Source organism: Corynebacterium sp. CCUG 69979 (genome assembly GCF_024454095.1).
GTDB classification, from domain to species: domain Bacteria; phylum Actinomycetota; class Actinomycetes; order Mycobacteriales; family Mycobacteriaceae; genus Corynebacterium; species Corynebacterium genitalium.
Map to the genome: position 1 here is coordinate 67896 of NZ_JAGPZA010000010.1, position 18819 is coordinate 86714.

Below are 18819 nucleotides of genomic sequence, written 5' to 3' on the forward strand. Positions count from 1 at the left end.
TTCTAGTCGTTGGCCTCCAGCCACCTACGGATTGCGTTGAGAGCACCGTGCTCCGCATTGGTGCCGGTGATCTCGTCGGCGATGGCTTTCAGGTCGCTGTGCGCGTTTCCCATCGCCACGGCGGTGCCAGCAGCTTCGAGCATGGACGTGTCGTTGAGGTAGTCACCGATGGCGGCAGTGTCGGCGATGTCGACATCCAGCGATTCCGCGAGTGACGTCAGCGCGGCACCCTTGTTGGCATCGTCGGACATGATGTCCAGCCAGTGCTCGGAGCTGACCGCCGCGTTCACACCGGGGGCTGCTTTCTCAATAAGAGGAACGCCGTCGTCTTCGGCATTGGACTCCACGAACAGGGACACTTTGGTGGTGGGGTTGGAGTCGGTCCGTGCAGCGTCGATAAGCGAACCAACCGCACGCTGCGACACGTAGTACTTGTCCGTCTCCTCCTGTACCCACTGCGGCATGGCCTCGGCAACGTAGGCGTACTCGGGCATGCACACGACGGGGTGAATGGCGGTGTCGCTCTCGCGGACAGCGTCGAGGATCGAGGTGACGGTGTCCAGGGACATCGGCTTGGTCGAGACGATCTCTCCGCGGTGCCACACGACGGCGCCGTTTTCGGCGATGAACGTCTCCAGTCCGCGGCCGTCGAACATTGTCTGCAGTGTGGCCAGCTGGCGGCCCGACGTGGGGGCGATGATCATCCCAGCGTCCTGGGCACGCCCCAGCAGCGGCCAGAATTCGTCGGGAATGTTGCCGTCCGGGTCGACGAGCGTGCCGTCCATGTCCAAAGCAACGATGCGGGGAAAGCTCATAGCAGTCCTTTGTAGGGTATGGAACACTGGTTTCATGAGTGAAAGCAACGAAAATGCGACGCAACCAGTGAAAATCGATGTGATTCAGTCTACCGGAGTGGTCACGCTCCACCGGCCGAAGGCGCTGAACTCGCTGAACCCGGACATTCTCTACCCGATCATCGATGCGTTGCGCGCCTGGCGCGAGGACGACGCGATTGAGCAAGTGCTGGTTCAATCGAGCGGCAAGCACTTCTGTGCGGGCGGCGATGTGCGGTACGCGCGCGAGCAGATCATGGCCGGCAACCACGACGGCGTCGACGAGTTTTTCCGCCGCGAATACGAGATGAACTACCTCATCTCCGAATTTCCAAAGCCGTATATCTCACTCATCTCCGGAGTGGTCATGGGTGGCGGTTTGGGCCTGTCTGCACACGGCAGCCACTTCGTAGTCACCCCCGATGCATTCAGCTCGATGCCGGAGATGAACATCGGCTATTTCACCGATGTGGGTATGAGCTGGATGCTGCAGAACCTGCCGAAGCACCCGTCGCAGGGTCTGGGCACGTTCCTCGCACTTACGGGGTACCGCCTCACAGCGAACGACATGATGGCCACGGGCCTGGCCACGCACCTCGTTGAATCGCTCGACGGTGTCGCGGAGCGCGTGATCAACGAGGGGGCCGGTGCGCTCGACGCGATGGGCATGGAGCACGGCGAAGCGGAGATCGAGAGCATTTATTCGCTTGTCGACGGCACTTTCACCGGCCCCTGGTCTCACATCCGTGAGCAGCTGACTGGTGAGCTCGGCGAGCTGGCCAACCCGCTGCTGAAGCAGGCCTCACCGGCATCATTGGTCGCCTCGGCGGAGTTGATGGACGCTAACGCCAAGCACGATCTGAAGGGCAGTCTCGACAACGAAGAGAGGTTGGGGTTGAAGATCCGCCGCGAGCCGGATTTCCTCGAAGGAGTACGCGCTGTGCTGGTGGATAAGTCCAACGATGCGGACTTCGCCCCGGAGCCAGGGCCGGAGCGGTACAGGGAAGTACTAGACTAAGTCACTTAGTGGCCTGTGAGCAGGCCAGCTGAAGCACTAACGCATGTAGAGAATGTAAGGAAGGACGCAGACGTGACGGAAGCCGTAGGGCAGCCCCAGAACCTGACCGAGGACTGGAACAACAAGCTGAAGCTCGCCCAGGAAATGCTGCCGCTGATCAGTAAGCTCCACCGCGAGAACAACGCTGTGACATCGATCTACGGCCGCATTCTGGTGGGAATGACAGACATTGAGATCATCAAGGCCCACCGCTACGCCCGCCGCGTGGTCGCCCGCGAGCTTCCGCTGGACGCGACCCTACCGATTTTGCGTGAGCTGTCGACGATGGACCTGGGCACTGCGTCCATCGATCTAGGCCGTCTGGCCAAGAACTACAGCCGCACCGAGGGAGTGGAGCTGCGCACCTTCCTCGAGGAGGAGCTGGCGGAAGTCATCGGTGCTGACAGCCACCGCGTCCCGCGCGACGTGGTCCTCTACGGCTTCGGCCGCATCGGTCGCCTGCTCGCCCGCATCCTTATCGCGCGTGAGGCCCAGTACGGCGGCGTGCGCCTGCGTGCCGTGGTCGTGCGTAAGAAGGGCGACGACGACATCGTCAAGCGCGCGTCCCTGCTGCGCCGCGATTCCGTCCACGGCGCGTTCAACGGCACGATCACCGTCGATCGTGAGAACGAGATCATCTGGGCTAACGGCACCCCAATCCAGATGATTTACTCCGATGATCCGGGTGCGATCGACTACACCGCCTACGGCATCAACGACGCAATCGTTGTGGACAACACCGGCCGCTGGCGTGACCGTGCCGGTCTGTCCCGCCACTTGGACTCAAAGGGTGTTGCCCGCGCGCTGCTGACCGCGCCGGGCAAGGGCGACGTGAAGAACATTGTCTACGGCGTGAACCACGACATGATCGACGATTCCGAGCAGGACCGCGTGCTCTCCGCAGCGTCGTGCACCACGAACGCGATCACGCCAGTGCTCAAGGTCGTTGGTGACCGCTGGGGGGTCAAGCACGGCCACGTTGAGACCGTCCACTCCTACACCAATGACCAGAACCTGGCTGACAACTTCCACAAGGGTGCCCGTCGCGGCCGCGCCGCCGGTCTGAACATGGTGCTCACCGAGACCGGTGCAGCCAAGGCCGTGTCCAAGGCGCTGCCGGAGTTTGAGGGCAAGCTCACCGGTAACGCCATCCGCGTTCCTACCCCGGATGTGTCCATGGCTGTGCTCAACCTCGATCTGGATTCCGAGGTGAACAAGGACGACGTGAATAACTACCTGCGTCGCGTGTCCACTGACTCGGACCTGCGCCAGCAGATCGACTACATCCAGTCCCCGGACATTGTTTCCACCGACTTCGTGGGCACCACCCACGCCGGCATCGTGGACGGGTTGGCCACCATCGCCACCGGCAACCACTTGGTGCTCTACGTCTGGTACGACAACGAGTTCGGCTACTCCAACCAGGTTGTGCGCATCGTCGAGGAGATCGCGGGCGTACGCCCGAAGATCTTGCCGGAGCGCAAGGATCCGCAGGACATCCGCTAGTGCTCAAACTGACAGGGCAGCTGCAACATTATCCCTGGGGCGATGACTCCAGCATTGCTTCGCTGCAGAACCGCGAACCTTCAGGCAAACCGGAAGCCGAGCTATGGTTCGGTGCGCACCCGAGCGCGCCGTCTTTGACCGACGCCGGCCCGCTCGATGCTGTCATCGCCGCCGACCCCGCGGGGATTCTCGGCCCGCAGTGCGCGGAGACTTTCTCCGGCACGTTGCCGTACCTCGTGAAGATTCTCGCGGCCGCGCAGCCCCTGTCCATCCAGGCGCACCCGTCCATTGCGCAGGCGCGGGAGGGTTTCGCATGGGAGAACGCCGCCGGCATCCCCGTGGACGCGCCCGCACGTAACTACAAGGACGACAACCACAAGCCGGAGATCCTCATCGCGCTGTCTCCGTTCCGTGCGCTCGCAGGATTCCGCCCGGTGGCCAAAACCCGGGCGCTTATCGACGTTCTTACGCTCCCGGCGCTTAACCCCGCCCAAGAGGTTCTCGCCGACGAAACGATGAGCGAGGAACAACGCCTGCACACGGTGCTGGAGGGGTGGCTGTCGTTGGATGACCCTGCCCCGTTGGCCAACGCTGTCGTTCAGCGGGCGCAAGCCCTCGCTGACGGTGAGACGGATGACGCGGAACTGATCACCATCGCCCGGAACCTGGAGTTCATTGGGGAGCAGTTCCCCGGCGATGTGGGCATCCTCGCCGCGCTCTTGCTCAACCACGTCGAGCTGGACACAGGTGACGGGCTTTTCTTGCCGGCCGGTAACCTACACGCCTACATCAGCGGCCTCGGTGTGGAAGTGATGGCCAACTCCGACAATGTGCTGCGCGGCGGATTGACCAGCAAGCACATCGATCAGGCAGAACTGCTGAGCATTCTGGAGTTCACGCCGCTGGAGGACCCCACCTTCCACGGCAAGGCCACAGAAACACTCAGCCTGTACACGCGCAACTTCGACGTTGGCATCCCGGATTTCCGGGTCACCCGCTACTTCGACGAAACTGACGACGAAGAAGAAAACGGCACATTGGTCCGCATCGACGGCGGGGAACCAACCATCGTCCTGGTGGTGGAAGGCACCCTGACCATTGCGACTGAGGCATCCTCGCCGCTGGAGCTGGCCCCGGGTGAAGCCGTCTTCATTGGCGCGAATGAGGGGCTCATTCACGTAGAGACCACCCCAGGGTCTGGTGCCCGGTTCTTCGAAATTGCACCTGGAGAAATAACGAAAGCCGGGTCAATCGACCCGGCCGAGTTCGACTAGCAGCCAGCTACTAGTACTGGTAGCCGCCCGGAGCGCTCGGTCCGCCCGGTGCAGTCTGGGTGACATCGTTAGCCCGCCACTTGTCTTTGTTCCGGCGGCCCCACAGCAGCCAAACCAGCGCGGCGAAGATGCCAGCGAAGAGAAGGGCGACCAACCAGATGATCCTCGAGGTGCTATCCATCGGCTTGGTGCGGGCGAAGTCAATGACCGCCCAGAGCCACACGATGAAGGAGATCAGGCTGGCGATTCCCAAACCGATGAGCAAGCCTTCGGGGATGACCACGTCGGTGGTGGTGCCGTACTCGCTGTAGGTCTGGGCGAAAAGGTGGACAGATTCGTTGAACATGAGAGGGAGGATTTCCTTTCGGGAAAGTGAACGTCTCGTACAGCGACATCATCAACTGATGTCCTGATCCTTAGACTTTGCATAGAAGCGTAAGGTTACACGTCGAGAGAAAAATTATTTGGCGTGCCCGCTGATGCACTGCTCGTAGTACTCGACCAGCTTTTCTGTGGCCGCGCGCCACGACCACCGCTGCGCCTCTTCGCGGGCGAGGGTTCCCATGGTGTGGCGGCGGGTGTCGTCGATAAGCAACTGCGCGAACGCGTCCGCCCATTGCGCGGCTGAGGCCTCTTTATCCACGAGCAGGCCCGTCTCGCCGTCGTCGATGACGAACGGGATGCCGCCCGCGCGGGCACCGACAACCGGGACACCAGACGCGAATGACTCCAGCGCGACGAGGCCGAGAGTCTCGGTCAGCGAGGGGAACGCGAACACGTCCGCCGACGCGAATGCTTGCGCGAGCGGTTCGCCCGACATGTAGCCGGTGAAGTGGGTGAACTCGGGGTTGAAGGCGTTCTTCATCTGCTCGTACTGCGGGCCTTCGCCGACCATGGCCAAGCGCGCGCCGGGGATCTTGTCGCGCAGCAGCGGCATGACATCGTTGAGGATGGTCAGATTCTTCTCCGCCGACATGCGCCCGACGTAGAGCAGTAGGGGAGCCTCCGGATTGCCGTCAGTGAGACGCGCCCGCATCTGCTCCGAGTACTTGTCCGGGTGGTAACCGACGGTGTCGACAGCCTTCGGCCACAGCGCCACGTTCTTGAAGCCGTAGCCTGCGGCAGTGTCCATCATGGGGTCAGAGGTGACCAGGTTCATTCCCGCGAGATTGTGCCAGTTCTTGATCAGCCAGATCGACTGCTTATGCACGAAGCCAATGCCCAGATCCTTCGTGTAGGCGGGCACATCCGTGTGGAAGGACGCCAAGAGAGGGATCTTCTGGCGGCGGGCCACAACGGCGGCGTATCCGGCGTACGCGACAGGGTTGACGATGTGCACGATGTCCGGGCCGAACTCTTTGAGGCGCTTGGATACCCGCGGCATCGGCAAACCGACTTTGATCTCCGGGTAAATCCAGTGGAGGGAAATGCTGGGTACCTTCTCCACAGGGAACCCCGCGTAGGTGTCAGGGGCATCACCGGTGGCGAAGATGACTACGTCGTGGCCCATCTCCGCCAGCTGATCCACGGTGCGGATGATGCGGGTGACCACACCGTCGATTTTGGGGAGGAAGACCTCCGTGAAGATGGCAATGCGCATGGGGGTTGAGCTAGCGCTCCGTCTCCGGCACGCCCTCAGCTTGGTTCTCGGTCCACAGGGAGCGGGCGGGGATCTTGGAGCGGTCCACGCGGTCGGCGTAGCGCTTCGCTACCTCTTCCACCTCCTGCAGCAGGCCTTCAGCGAGCTTCGTGGGCTCGAGGCCGAGGCTCAAGAAGGTGTCGTTGGAGACAAAGAGATCGTTCTCGTCGGCCTCCTTGCGCGGGTTAGGCACGAGCGTGTATTCAGTGCCGGAGATCTCGGCGACGAGCTGGGCCAGGTCGCGGACGCGGTGGGTCTCCGTCATCTGGTTGAAGATCTTCACGCGCTCGCCGTTCTCCGGCGGGTTTTCCACCGCGAGCTGGATGCACTTGGCCATGTCGCGGATGTGGATGAACGCGCGGGTTTGGCCGCCGGTGCCGTGCACAGTCAGCGGGTAGCCGATGGCTGCCTGCATGAGGAAGCGGTTGAGCACGGTGCCGTAGTCGCCGTCGTAGTCAAAGCGGTTGATCAGGCGCTCGTCGCGCTCCGTCTGCGGGGTGTGGGTGCCCCAGATGATGCCCTGGTGCAGGTCGGTGATGCGCAGTTCGTCGTTCTTGGCGTAGTAGGCAAACAGGTTCTGGTCCAGCACCTTGGTCAGGTGGTACACCGAGCCCGGATTGGTGGGGTAGAGGATCTGCTGGTCGATCATGCCGTTTTCACCAGCGTCGACCTTGATGTCTAGGTACCCCTCCGGGATCTCCATTCCGGCAGTGCCGTAGCCGTAGACGCCCATGGTGCCCAGGTGGACGATGTGGATGTTCAGGCCGGACTCCACAACCGCTACAAGCAGGTTGTGGGTGGCGTTGACGTTGTTGTCCACGGTGTAGCGCTTCGTGCGGTTGTTCTTCATCGAGTACGGTGCGGCGCGCTGCTCGGCGAAGTGGATGATGGTGTCTGGGCGTTCCTCTTCTATGAATCGCTTGAGCGATTCATAGTCTTGGGCGACGTCGATGTTGCGGAACTCGATCGTCTTGCCAGAGACCTCTTTCCACGCTTCCAGACGCTCCTCGATGGAGACGATGGGTGTGAGGGACTGAGCGCCCAGTTCTTCATCGATGGCGCGGCGGGAAAGGTTGTCCACGATGGTGACGTCGTGCCCGAGATCCGAAAGGTGCAGGGAGGACGGCCACCCGCAGAATCCGTCTCCGCCGAGAACTGCAATCTTCATCGTGTTGTTTCACCTTTCAAGTCGCATGCACAGGTCGCGCGCGTGAACTTTCATGCGCGCAAGCTTCTAGGTCACGTTACCTGCCCGGCTCTACCGGCGCGCGGTATGCAGAGTGAACGCTAGGTGACATGCGTGATCAGTTTCTATAACGCCCTCAAACTCGTTCTCAATCTGCTCACGGGTTCACGAGGAGCCGGTATTCTTTTTGGCATGAAAACTTCTGACTCCATCATTATCGTCGGTGCTGGCCTGGCCGGACTTGTCGCAGGCCACGAAGCTGTGAAGGCTGGCCGCAAAGTCGTGTTCATCGATCAGGAAAGCAGGGTGAACCTAGGCGGTCAGGCGTTCTGGTCGCTCGGTGGGCTGTTCATGGTGGGCACCCCGGAGCAGAAGTTGATGGGGGCGAAGGACTTCGAAGACCTCGCGTGGGCGGACTGGGAGAACTCCGCTGATTACGACGATGCGACCGGGCCTGGTGGCGAGGGCAACCACGACTATTGGCCGCGCAGGTGGGGCCGTGAGTTTGTTCGTTTCGCAGCTAACGAGATGCGCGATTACCTCGGCGAGCTGGGTTTGCGTGTGCTCCCGACCGTCGGGTGGGCTGAGCGTGGCTCTGGTGATGCATCTGGGCACGGCAACACTGTGCCGCGTTTCCACCTCACATGGGGCACCGGCCCCGAAGTCGTCCGCGTCTTCCTCGAGCCGCTCGAGGCCGCCGAGAAGCAGGGCAAGGTGGAGTTCCGCAACCGCCACCGCATGGACGAAATCATCGTGGAAAACGGCAGGGCAGTGGGGGTCAAAGGCATGGTGCTTGCCGACGATTCCTCCGAGCGCGGTTTCGCCTCCAACAACGATGAGGTGGAACCGTTTGAGATCCGCGGCGACGCCGTTGTCATCTCCACCGGAGGCATTGGCGGAAACTTGGACAAGGTCCGCGAGATGTGGCCGGACGACCGTTGGGGCCCGTGCCCGGAGGAGATGGTCACGGGTGTGCCTGAGTTCGTCGACGGCCGAGGCATCGGCATCGCGGAGGCAGCTGGTGCGAACCTGGTCAATACCGACCGCATGTGGCACTACCCGGAGGGCATGATCAACTGGGATCCGATTTGGCCGGGCCACGGCATCCGCATCATTCCCGGCCCATCGTCAATGTGGCTCGACGCGACTGGCAAGCGCTTGCCCACGAACCTGTTCCCGGGCTCGGACAACATTGCCGCCCTGGCCCACATAGGGCGCACCGGCCACGGGTACTCCTGGTTCCTTCTCAACCAGCACATTGCCGACAAAGAGTTCATCTTCTCCGGCTCTGAGCAGAATCCGGACCTGACCGACAAGTCCTTCAAGAAGCTCGCCGGCGAGCTCGGCCCCGGCACGCACGTGGCCGTCAAGGCGTTCATGGACAACGGCGCGGACTGGGTCATTGCCGACAACCTTGAAGATCTGGTGCGCAAGATGAACGAGCTGGCTGCCGAAAATGCAGACGATGAGGCCATCGAGGTGAACTACGACCTCGTGCACAAGCAGGTCGTCGAGCGTGACGCCCAGCTGACCAACACCTTCTCCAAGGACGCGCAGATCAACTACATCCGCACGGCACGCAATTTCCTGGGCGACAAGATCGTGCGCTGCGCCGAACCTCACCGCCTTCTGGACGAGAAGAAGGGCCCGCTCATTGCCGTCAAACTGCACATTCTCACCCGCAAGACCCTTGGCGGCATTGAGACAGACTTGAACGGCCGCGCTTTGCACGACGACGGCTCCGTCTTCCCCGGCCTCTACGCCTGCGGTGAAGTCGCCGGATTCGGCGGTGGCGGCTACCACGGCAAGAACGCCCTGGAGGGCACCTTCTTGGGCGGCTGCATCCACTCCGGCAAGCGCGTCGGAGAAAGCGTTGCCAGCGACTCTGCCTAACGTGCAGCCTGGATAGCGGCGGTGGCCGCTTGTCCGCGCAGTCGTTCCCGGTCCTGGTCGGGGATAAGCGAGCCACCGGTGAGCCAGACCAGGTGCGTGGCAGTGTCGGGCACATCAGGCAGTCGCCACGGGATAGTCAGGCCGGCTGTCGCGGACGGTTCGACAACGATGCCGGTGGTGCGCTCGAGCCAGTTGACTCCGGCGAGGAATGTCACGTCTTCGAGGGTGTGGATGCCGTCGAAAAGCGCATCCGCGTGCTTGACGACGAGCGGCGACGGGCGCTGCACAGCTAAACCATCGGCAATGGTGCGCCCGCTCAAGCCGAAGTCAGCGCAGGAGATGTCTGCGCCTTTGCCGGCGGCGAGGCCGAGAGCCATGCACGGGCTGGTGACGGGTTCGACGATGTGGCACTGCACCGCGCGGCCGAAGGCCTGCTTGAGACCGAACGCGACCCCGCCGGGGCCGCCGCCGACACCGCAGGGGAGGTAGACGATAAGCGGGGAGTCCGGCGTGAACTCCTTGCCGAGGGCATCGAACTGGGCCTTGAGGCGACGGCCAGCAACGGCGTAACCGGTGAACAGACCGAGCGAGTTCTCGTCGTCGATGAAGAACGCCGATCCGGCTTCGGTAGTTGTGCTTTGTGAAGTCGCCCGGGCCGCCGCGACGGTGTCCGTGAACAGTCCAGGGTGCTCGATGACGGTCGCGCCGCCAGCGCGCAGCCGGTCTTTCTTCCACTGTTTGGCGTCGACGGACATGTGCACCTCGGTGGGGAAGCCCAGCTGCGGGCCGACTGTGCCGATGGACAGCCCTAAGTTGCCCGTGGAAGCAACAGTGATCTTCACACCGGGCTGCTCCTCAGCGAGGCGGAAGACTTCGTGGATCCCGCCGCGGGCTTTGATCGAGCCGCTGATCGGCAGGGCGTCGTCGCGCTTGATCCACAGTGGCCCCGACAGGTCGCGCTCGAGGATGCGGGAGAGATAGTCCTTGGTGTCCGGTACTTCCTTGACGGGAGATTCGATGATGCCGGGGCCGAACGCGCCTGACCCAGCGCGGGTTTCGGGATAGTGCTCGGCCACCCACGGAGCGAAGCGGTCGAAACGCTCCGTGGCCTCGTCCACGGCGGCCGCGATATCGGCGTCGAGCTCACGGGTAGTTTCGCGGGCCCAGGAGATTTCTTGGGCGGTGCGGAGGGCGTCGATAAGCGAAAGGGCGCTTGGGGGAGGGGAAGCGGGACGGTCCCAGGGCATGGTCATAAGCACCCATTCTATAAATCTGTTGGAAAGTAGATATTAGCGGGAGTAGAGTTACCCGGGTCACAACCGTTGCATTGTTCCGCGGGAGGAGGCACCTGCAATGACCCGCACCTTCACGCCGAAAGACTCCAAGACTGTCTTCATGAGCGTGGTAGCGTTCCTCATCTCTGCCGGATGGGCCGCGAACCACTTCGCGTCCGTGCTCGTGGTACTCCGGGAAAACCAGGACATGTCGACGCTGCTAGTCAACAGTGCGTACGGTATCTACGCCCTGGGTCTGTTTCCGTGCCTGATCGCTGGCGGCCTCATCGCGGACCGTTTTGGTTCACGCCCGGCGGTGATGGTCGGCGCGACCGTGGCCATGCTGGGCAACATCGCGCTCATGTTCTGGCAGGAGCACCCGGCGGTATTGCTGGGAGCGCGCTTCGTTGTCGGACTCGGCGTGGGCCTGGTGGTCAGCGCGGGCACTGCCTGGGCCGGGCGTTTGCGCGGCACAGAAGGCACGACGTTGGCTGGCATCTTCCTCACTTCGGGCTTCATGCTGGGGCCGATCGCCTCCGGGATCATCGCGCACACGGTCAGCGCTAGCAACGCCATTTACATCCCGTACGTGGCGTCGATCCTGCTTTCGCTGTGCGCGATCGTGTTCTCCTTCATCGTCGGCGATGTTCCGCACACTCGGGAAGTCCTGCACCAAGAGGTGGATGAGGAAGACATTCAGCGCGATGCGCTCGACGATGCAGACGATGCAGACGGCGCTCACGACGCAGATGAGCTGGCGCCGGCGGTGGAGCAGTCCGCCGGCAAGGCGTTGGCGACTGCATTCCCCATGGGTCTGTGGGTCTTCGCATGCATGACCTGTGCGATTGTCACCCTGTCCGGACGCGTGGGACAGTACTTCGAGTCTGGGGCGTTCCTGCCGGGCGTTGCCGCTGTGACCGCCTTCGGGTCGGGTCTGGTGATCCAGGCGATCGGCCGGAAGATGAACTTCGGCCCGTACTCCGGTGTCGTCGGTGCGTTGTGCGCGGTAACGGGCATGACGCTGGTGGCGCTCGGCGGAGCAAGCCCATCGATGGTCATGTTCATCGTGGCGTCGGTCTTCTTGGGCCTCGCGTACGGGCTGTGCTTGCGCGAAGGGCTTCTTGACGTTGATACATTCAGCCCGCCCGAAAAGCGCGGCTCTGTCATCGGCATTTACTACGTGGCCACCTACATCGGCTTCGGGTTCCCGCCGTTGATTGAGTGGCTGAGCGGCTTTGTCGGACCATCCCTGCCGTACTGGGTGCTCGCGGTGCTCGCCTTGATGTCCGCAACAATCCGCACGGTGCAGATCCGCTCTGGTTACCTCACCAGGCTGCAGGCAGCGTAAGCGGCTGTTCAAGCACGTGCTGAAGTAGCGCGCATTACTCCAGCACAATGAGTCCCACGTGAATCGTGGCCAACTCATGCTCGTCCGGACCTGGCGGGAGAGCGTGGAGCTCCTCGCGGGTCGCGTCTGTGACGGGAATGATCCAGCCGTAGTTCGGGTCCAACGTGGGGGCACCGCCGGTGATACCGGTCACGAATGTGACGGGACGGGATGTAGGGGAGGTGAGGCGCAAGGGAGCGTCGATAAGCGAAAGCTCCTGGAACGCATCTTCGTCTAGCGTGATGATGACAATGATTTCATCTGTGTCGGGGCTCAAGTTCGCGGTGTGAACCTCGAGTGAGCGTGCTTCCACTTCGCGGGGGTCGCGCGGCATGGCAACGAGCGGGACGGTATCACGGCCGAAGAGCGTGCGGACACGGTCGAAGAGACCCATGTGCTACCTCGGCATGTAGTTCGGGTCGACGCTGCGCCCGGATCCTGTGCGCCCCGATCCTTTGCGCCCCGCCAAAAGCCACACCAAGGAGCCAATGAGGGGGAAGAGGGCGCAGACGATGACCCAAATGAGTTTGGAGACCCCATCGAGATAATCAGCTCTGATAATGGACGCGATCGCCCACACAAAGAGAACAAAAGAAGCCACTGCGAGGAGGGCCATGCCGCCGAGGATCAGGACTTCTAGCCAAGAAACATTGAAACCGAGTTCACCGAATTCAGTAGTGCCCATGGATATAACCTTCCTTTAGTCCTTGCGCTCCCACGGTGGCGGTTCTTGTCCAGGCTGGAGTGGGGTGGTGTGGCGCCCCACCTTGTGGCCGAGAAAGATCCACAGCAAGGGCCCGATGACCGGAAGCAAAAGCACCACAATGACCCAGAGCAGCTTGGGCGCAAGTTGAAGGCCTTTATCCAGGATGATGCTGAACAGAGCCCAGAAGAACAGGACGACCGCAGCCACACCGAGCAGCATCATGAACAGGAAGCCGAGACCAAAGGCCGTATCCCCGCTGATGATGGGATCACTTGCCACAAGAACCATGTCTTTAATTTTAACCGAGAAACCTGGCGCAAAGCTGCTGTGAACATGCGCTGCACGTGTGAGCCGGGCAGATAAGGTGAGGGATATGAGCGAGGACGACAGCGCAAAGGGCGCAGACAAAGAGATCATCGCGCGCCCTGCGCAACTAGTCCAAACCTACGGGCCGGGCGAGACAGTCCTGGTGGATCCGCCCGACAAGAACCCCAAGGCTTTGCAAAGGGGAAACCGTCTGAGCTGGAAGGGTTGGAAGCTCGTCATCGCGCGCACTGTGCTCGATTTCGGGCCGATCGCGCTCATGGACCGGGGTGCGACGCTGACGTATTTCACTATTACTGCGATGGCGCCGACTCTGCTCGCGTTTTACTCGCTGGTCACGCTGATGTTCCCGTCAGACAAAGATGACTTGCGCGAGTTCATGGGCGGGGTGATTGAGGACACGGTGCCTGAAGAGCTGCGAGAGCAAGCACTCGACCTTCTCCTCAACGTCGCCGGTACCCCGGAGCAGAGCACCGTGGCCATCATCATTTCGCTATTAGTGTCGCTTTTCTCTTCGTCGGCGTATGTGAGGGCGTTTTCCCGTAGCTGCAACGTGATCTACACCCGTACCGAGGGGCGCAGCTTACCGGTGACCTGGCTGACCATGTGGGGGATCACGGTGCTGATGGTGCTCGGTGGCGTGATCATGGTCGCAGGTGTAGTGCTGCGCACATCGATCGTGGACGCGGTATTAGGGCCCATCGCGGAGCCACTGCGGCTCCAAGGGGTGGTGGACTACCTCAACCAGATCTTCATCCCCGTCTGGAACTGGTTGCGCTACCCAGTGGTGATTCTCGCCGCGATCGCATTGGTGTCCTGCCTGTACTACTTCGCACCGAATGTGCGGCCGGGGCGGTTCCGCCTACTCACCGTCGGCTCTGCACTGGCGCTTGTGGTCATTGGCCTGCTGTGGGCGCTGTTCAACTGGTTCGTGTCCAACTTCGGGCTTCAGAGCGCCTACGGGGCCTTCGGGTCTGTCCTGGCGATGCTCGTGATGGTCTGGGCAATGAATATTGTGCTGCTGCTCGGAGTGAAACTCGACGCGGAGATCTTGCGGGCCAAAGAGCTCCAGATGGGGTGGAACGCGGAAGAGATGGTGCAGGCGGCGCCGAGGTCGCAAGACGCCGTGCTGTTCCGGTATAAGATCGTGGGTTTCCTGCACCGGCTGGCGCGGGATGTCTACGAGGATGCACAGTCCAAGCGCGAGATGGAGGAGCAGGAGAGCGTCAAGCGCAGCGGCGACCGGGACTAACGTTCTTGCGTACGGTGGGTGTCATGTCTCTCATTGACCCCCGCAGCAAGTACCCGACAATCTCCCCGCCCGAACAGCGCCAGCCCCACCCGGGCCTGGACGTTGAAATGGAACCGACCGCCGACATCGGTTTGGAGTCTTACGTGGGCCGTGGCCGCCTCGAAGGCCGCAAAGCGCTGATCACCGGTGGTGACTCCGGCATCGGTGCTGCCGTCGCCATCGCTTACGCCCGTGAGGGTGCTGACGTTGCCATCGCGTACCTGCCAGAAGAGCAGGTCGACGCTGACCGCGTGCTGGCCGCCATTGAGGAGGCCGGCCGCAAGGCTGTGGGCATCCCAGGCGATCTGCAGGATCCAGATACCTGCACCAAGACCGTGCAGACGGCCCTCGACGAGCTGGGTGGCCTGGACATCCTGGTCAACAACGCATCGCGCCAGATCTTCGCCGAATCGTTCCTGGACATCGACGATGAAGAGTTCGATGCCACGATGAAAACCAACATCTACGGCTCCTTCCGCGTGACCAAGGCGGCGTTGCCGCACCTGAAACCCGGCTCGTCCATCCTTTTCACCTCCTCCATTCAGGCGTATGACCCGACGCCGGGCCTGAACCACTACGCCGTGACCAAGGCCGCGATGAACAACATGGCGAAGGGCTTGAGCATGGAGCTGCTGGAAAAGGGCATCCGTGTCAATGCTGTCGCGCCGGGTCCGGTGTGGACCCCGCTGCAGCCGAGCTACGGCCAGCCGATGGACAAGCTCACCGAGTTCGGCCAGGAATCCGGTCTGGGACGGGCAGGTCAGCCCGTCGAATGTGCTGGTGCTTACGTGTTCTTGGCATCTGAGGAAGCCTCTTTTATCTCCGGTGAGACCCTCGGCGTTACAGGTGGGGCGCTCACGCCCTAAATGGTCCGCAGGCGGCCTGTGACCCCGTACACTGGTGAACCATGATTGACGCACGTGATACTGCTCTCGTCATTGAGGGCGGCGGAACCCGTAACTCCTACACCGCCCCGGTGATCATCAAACTCATTGAGGAAGGTGTCCAATTCGGCTGGGTAGGCGGGGTGTCCGCCGGCGCCATCCACTCCGTGAACTTCCTGTCCGGGGATGCGGAGCGCACCCGCGAGGCATTCACCACCTTCATGGGCCACCCCAAGATCGGCGGCTTGCGCTCGCTCGCACTGGGACGCGGTCTGCTCAACGCAGAATTCATGTTCCAGGACCGCGGCGGTGAGCTGCCGTTCAACATGGACGCGTTCAAACAGGCTGAAACACCGCTCCACATCGAAGCCGTGCGTGCGGACACTGGCGAATCAGTCGCATGGCACAACGAGGAGCTTTTCGACGAAGACTTCATGAACCTGGTCATCCGCGCCTCTTCCACGATGCCGATGTTGATGCCGATGGCGCACATCGACGGCGTGCCGTACGTCGACGGTGCTCTAGGTGACGGCGGTGGCCTTGTCATCGATGCTGCCGAGCAGGCTGGTTTCAAGAAGTTCCTGGTGCTGGGCACCAAGGACCGCGACTATGTGCGCGAGCCGGTCAACCGTCCAGCGATGATCCGCCGTATGTTCCCTAAGTATCCCGAGGTCGCGCGCCGTACGATCGAGCGCCCAGACAAGTACAACCGCGCCAAGGATCGCATCGTTGAGCTGGAGAACGCTGGCAATGCGTACGCGTTCTTCCCGGAGAACATGATGGTGGAAAACGCTGAGTTCAAGGTGCACAAGCTGGAGAAGAACTTCGCCGCTGGTGAAGAGCAGCTGGAGCGCGAGTGGCCCGCTATGAAGGCTTTCCTCGAGGGGTCCGGCGCGTAAACTAGCAAGTTATGATCGATGCCACCGACACTGCCCTTATTCTCGAGGGTGGTGGGATGCGCAACTCTTATACCGCTCCCGCCATCGTCAGATTCATCCAGGAACACGTCGTATTTGGCTGGGCTGGGGGAGTGTCGGCTGGTTCGGGGCATGCGATCAACTACGTGTCCCGCGACGCACACCGTGCCCGCGAGGCGTTCACGAATATGGCTGCCAATGCAGAGTTCGGCGGCTGGAAATCGCTGGCCCGCGGTCGCGGTTACTTCAACGCCGAGTTCATTTATGAGCGCTCCAACGATGTCTTGCCGTTCGACTGGGACGCGTTCCTGTCCAACACGGACACTGAGGTTCACATTGAGGCGGTCCGCGCCGACACTGGCCACACCGTGCAGTGGACGAAGAAGGATCTCGCGAACATCGAGACCGTAGGCAAAGTCACGCGCGCGTCGTCCACGCTGCCGAAGATCATGCCGATGGCAGAGATCGACGGTATCCAGTACGTCGACGGTGCGTTGGGGTATTCGGGGGGCTTGCTTATCGACGCCGCCGAGAAAGCCGGCTTCACCAAATTCCTCGTTCTCGCCACCAAGGAACGGGACTACGTCCGGCCGACGGTGACACGGCCGATCGCGACCCGCAGGTTGTTCAATAAGCATCCCGCCGTCGCAGAGGCATTAATTGTCCGGCCGGGGCGGTACAACGCGTCCAAGAAACGCATTCTGGAGCTAGAGCAAGATGGCCGAGCGAAGGTCTTTTTTCCGGATCAGATGAGCGTGGATGCATCAGAACGCAATGTGACCAAGCTCAACACGAACTACATTCTGGGGCAGGCTCAAATGGAGCGTGAATGGGACGAATGGATGGAATTCCTGGGCGGCTAGGCGCTACAGGCCAGTCCCACGCAATCCGGCGTCAGCCACGTTCAATCCGATAGATGTGCTGGCCGTCCCCAGCCTCTGTCTCCCTCTCGGCATCCTTGATCGCGCTGCGGACGTTCTGATGAATATTTTCGAACAGTCTTGCGCTCATGGTTTGGGGGTGGGTACAATGGTGGCAACGGTTGATACGCTGCACACAGTATCGAGGGGAGGGGACCATGACGGGGCGCATCGCACAGCTTGTGGACACTATCGGCGATGTTTTAGCGCAGCTTCGCGACGAGTTCGCCGACCCGTCTCTACTGTCGCTGCATGATGTGGCCGCCGAGATGGAAAAGCTCGAGGAGCACCTTAACGCCAAAGCGCTTATCGACGCTTCATTCGCCTACCTGTGCGACCGTGACAACGCCGGACGACTCGTCGGGGCAGTCCACCCCAACGCCTACCTGACCACCCGACTAGGGCTCTCGGCTGGGGAAGCCTACGACCGGCTCGCCCGCGGACGCGACCTCTTCGCCCCACCAGTGACACTTGATCCTGAACCGGCTGACACCGGTGGTGACGATGATGGTTCCGGTGGTTCAGGGTTTGAGCTCGAGTTCGGCACGGATAATGAGGAAACCGAACACGCTCGCCATGAGGCTGAAGAGCAAGCCCGCCGCAGCCAGGAAGAAGCACGCACCAAAGCAGCCGGGGTGTCCGCGGAGAAGCAGAACATCATCCGCCGCGAACTCGACAAGCTGCTTGCCCCCGCCCGCGGGGAACGCACCCGCATCCACGCCCAAGCCATGGATGAAGCCGCCACCCGGGACGTACAAGACCTCCGGATGTTCGTGCGCCGCAACGTCGACGCCGCCAACCGTAAGCACGCCCCACGGAACAACCCGAACGCCGGCTTTGCCAACCGCGCGGTCCACATCGGGCACCGCAAAGCTGACGGCACCCACGAGATCACCATCACCGCCACCGCCGGTGATACCGCACTATTCAAAGCGCACCTGGATAAAGGACTCGCCCCGAACACCAACACCGGTGATGCTCAGCGCGGCACCGATGGCACCAGCGAAACCAGTGGTGTGGCGGATTACCGCACGCCACCCCAACGCCACTACGACCAATTCACCACCATCCTCAAAGCCTTCGAATCAGGCCAGCAGAAGCTCAGCGGTGGTGCGGCATCTGTCGTCATCGCCATGACAATGGACGACCTTGCCGATACTGACGGCTACGCCGCCGGCGGTGGCCTGTTCGCCACCAACACCGGTATCGACATTGATGTCATCGACATGGCCCGCCTCGGCCTGGGCACCCTGGATACCGCTGATTCAGGCCAGGCGAACTTCATCCTCCAGCTCGACTCCGTCACTGCGGTGCCGCTGTCGATGGGTAAAACCCGCACTGCTTCGATCGGGCAGCGCATCGCGATGCTCGCCGTCCAAGGGGTCTGCTCCTGGACCGGATGCACCAAACCACTGACCGAATGCGAAGCCCACCACATCTTCGCCTGGATCCTGGGTGGCCTGACCACGATGGATAACCTCACCGGATTATGTCGCGAGCACCACAGATGCAACAACGACAACCGTGACGGTACCTGGGGCAAAGGACATATGGACTACGACCCCGACACCGGACAAGCAGGACTTGTCACACCTGGGGTTACACACATGCAGTTCAACACCACAGACCCCGCCCACCACTGCGCAGCCAACGGACCTGACCCCTGTTTGGTAGACACCTCTGAGTCCGGCTGTGTTGAGTCGGGGAAAGGTAATCTACCTCCATGCC

General features: G+C 61.8%; 18 protein-coding genes. 10 read left to right on the forward strand and 8 right to left on the reverse strand.

Features of this window, described 5'->3' with window-relative positions; translation table 11 throughout:
• Nucleotides 1-2: 2 nt before the first annotated feature.
• Nucleotides 3-815 (reverse strand): HAD family hydrolase, encoded by an 813-nt coding sequence (locus KBX18_RS07235; RefSeq protein ID WP_255995439.1) that lies wholly within the window; start codon nt 813-815, stop codon nt 3-5.
• Between the two features lie 34 nt (nt 816-849).
• On the opposite strand from KBX18_RS07235, the gene KBX18_RS07240 reads away from it, so the two are divergent.
• From KBX18_RS07240 to manA, 3 genes are all read left to right on the forward strand, one after another.
• A complete protein-coding gene (locus KBX18_RS07240) occupies nt 850-1851 on the forward strand; it encodes a 3-hydroxyisobutyryl-CoA hydrolase (RefSeq protein WP_255995440.1) in 1002 nt (333 codons plus the stop codon).
• 72 nt (nt 1852-1923) lie between these two features.
• A complete protein-coding gene (locus KBX18_RS07245) occupies nt 1924-3396 on the forward strand; it encodes a glyceraldehyde-3-phosphate dehydrogenase (RefSeq protein ID WP_255995442.1) in 1473 nt (490 codons plus the stop codon).
• Nucleotides 3396-4670 (forward strand): mannose-6-phosphate isomerase, class I, encoded by a 1275-nt coding sequence (gene manA, locus KBX18_RS07250; RefSeq protein WP_255995443.1) that lies wholly within the window; start codon nt 3396-3398, stop codon nt 4668-4670. The genes KBX18_RS07245 and manA overlap by 1 nt, the downstream gene beginning before the upstream one ends.
• 10 nt (nt 4671-4680) lie before the next feature.
• Here manA and KBX18_RS07255 read toward each other — a convergent pair whose 3' ends face one another.
• From KBX18_RS07255 to KBX18_RS07265, 3 genes are all read right to left on the reverse strand, one after another.
• Nucleotides 4681-5016: a PLD nuclease N-terminal domain-containing protein gene (locus tag KBX18_RS07255; RefSeq protein ID WP_005291246.1), complete on the reverse strand. Its 336-nt coding sequence runs from the start codon at nt 5014-5016 to the stop codon at nt 4681-4683.
• A 114-nt stretch (nt 5017-5130) separates the two neighbouring features.
• On the reverse strand, nt 5131-6270 hold the full coding sequence (locus KBX18_RS07260) for a glycosyltransferase family 1 protein (protein ID WP_255995444.1): 1140 nt from the start codon (nt 6268-6270) through the stop codon (nt 5131-5133).
• A 10-nt stretch (nt 6271-6280) separates the two neighbouring features.
• Nucleotides 6281-7477 carry an NAD-dependent epimerase/dehydratase family protein gene (locus KBX18_RS07265; RefSeq protein ID WP_255995446.1) on the reverse strand — a complete coding sequence of 399 codons (1197 nt, stop codon included), beginning with the start codon at nt 7475-7477 and terminating at the stop codon, nt 6281-6283.
• Between the two features lie 210 nt (nt 7478-7687).
• Between KBX18_RS07265 and KBX18_RS07270 the strand changes: the two genes are divergently transcribed.
• Nucleotides 7688-9388 carry an FAD-binding dehydrogenase gene (locus tag KBX18_RS07270; protein ID WP_255995447.1) on the forward strand — a complete coding sequence of 567 codons (1701 nt, stop codon included), beginning with the start codon at nt 7688-7690 and terminating at the stop codon, nt 9386-9388.
• On the opposite strand, the gene KBX18_RS07275 is transcribed toward KBX18_RS07270, so the two are convergent.
• Nucleotides 9385-10641, reverse strand: coding sequence for a D-serine ammonia-lyase (locus KBX18_RS07275; protein ID WP_255995448.1), 1257 nt, complete (start codon nt 10639-10641; stop codon nt 9385-9387). The two genes, KBX18_RS07270 and KBX18_RS07275, sit on opposite strands and share 4 nt — an antisense overlap.
• Nucleotides 10642-10741: 100 nt before the next feature.
• Between KBX18_RS07275 and KBX18_RS07280 the strand changes: the two genes are divergently transcribed.
• The gene (locus KBX18_RS07280) at nt 10742-12010 is read left to right on the forward strand and encodes an MFS transporter (protein ID WP_255995449.1); all 1269 of its coding nucleotides are present in this window, start codon (nt 10742-10744) and stop codon (nt 12008-12010) included.
• A gap of 34 nt (nt 12011-12044) precedes the next feature.
• Here the strand turns inward: KBX18_RS07280 and KBX18_RS07285 are convergent, their stop codons facing one another.
• From KBX18_RS07285 to KBX18_RS07295, 3 genes are read right to left on the reverse strand one after another with little or no spacing between them, the layout of a single operon-like run.
• Nucleotides 12045-12443: a hypothetical protein gene (locus KBX18_RS07285; protein WP_005291230.1), complete on the reverse strand. Its 399-nt coding sequence runs from the start codon at nt 12441-12443 to the stop codon at nt 12045-12047.
• A gap of 3 nt (nt 12444-12446) precedes the next feature.
• Nucleotides 12447-12734: a PLD nuclease N-terminal domain-containing protein gene (locus KBX18_RS07290; protein WP_255995450.1), complete on the reverse strand. Its 288-nt coding sequence runs from the start codon at nt 12732-12734 to the stop codon at nt 12447-12449.
• A gap of 15 nt (nt 12735-12749) precedes the next feature.
• Complete coding sequence (locus tag KBX18_RS07295) at nt 12750-13043, reverse strand: PLDc N-terminal domain-containing protein (protein ID WP_255995451.1); 294 nt, start codon at nt 13041-13043, stop codon at nt 12750-12752.
• 85 nt (nt 13044-13128) lie between these two features.
• Between KBX18_RS07295 and KBX18_RS07300 the strand changes: the two genes are divergently transcribed.
• The 5 genes from KBX18_RS07300 to KBX18_RS07320 form a co-directional block, all read left to right on the forward strand.
• Nucleotides 13129-14331 carry a YihY/virulence factor BrkB family protein gene (locus KBX18_RS07300; protein ID WP_005291220.1) on the forward strand — a complete coding sequence of 401 codons (1203 nt, stop codon included), beginning with the start codon at nt 13129-13131 and terminating at the stop codon, nt 14329-14331.
• A gap of 23 nt (nt 14332-14354) precedes the next feature.
• The gene (locus tag KBX18_RS07305) at nt 14355-15236 is read left to right on the forward strand and encodes an SDR family oxidoreductase (RefSeq protein WP_255995452.1); all 882 of its coding nucleotides are present in this window, start codon (nt 14355-14357) and stop codon (nt 15234-15236) included.
• A gap of 41 nt (nt 15237-15277) precedes the next feature.
• Nucleotides 15278-16153: a patatin family protein gene (locus tag KBX18_RS07310; protein ID WP_255995454.1), complete on the forward strand. Its 876-nt coding sequence runs from the start codon at nt 15278-15280 to the stop codon at nt 16151-16153.
• Nucleotides 16154-16164: 11 nt separating this feature from the next.
• On the forward strand, nt 16165-17034 hold the full coding sequence (locus tag KBX18_RS07315) for a patatin family protein (RefSeq protein ID WP_005291211.1): 870 nt from the start codon (nt 16165-16167) through the stop codon (nt 17032-17034).
• 215 nt (nt 17035-17249) lie between these two features.
• A partial coding sequence (locus KBX18_RS07320) for a hypothetical protein (RefSeq protein WP_255995455.1) occupies nt 17250-18819 on the forward strand: 1570 nt, incomplete at its 3' end.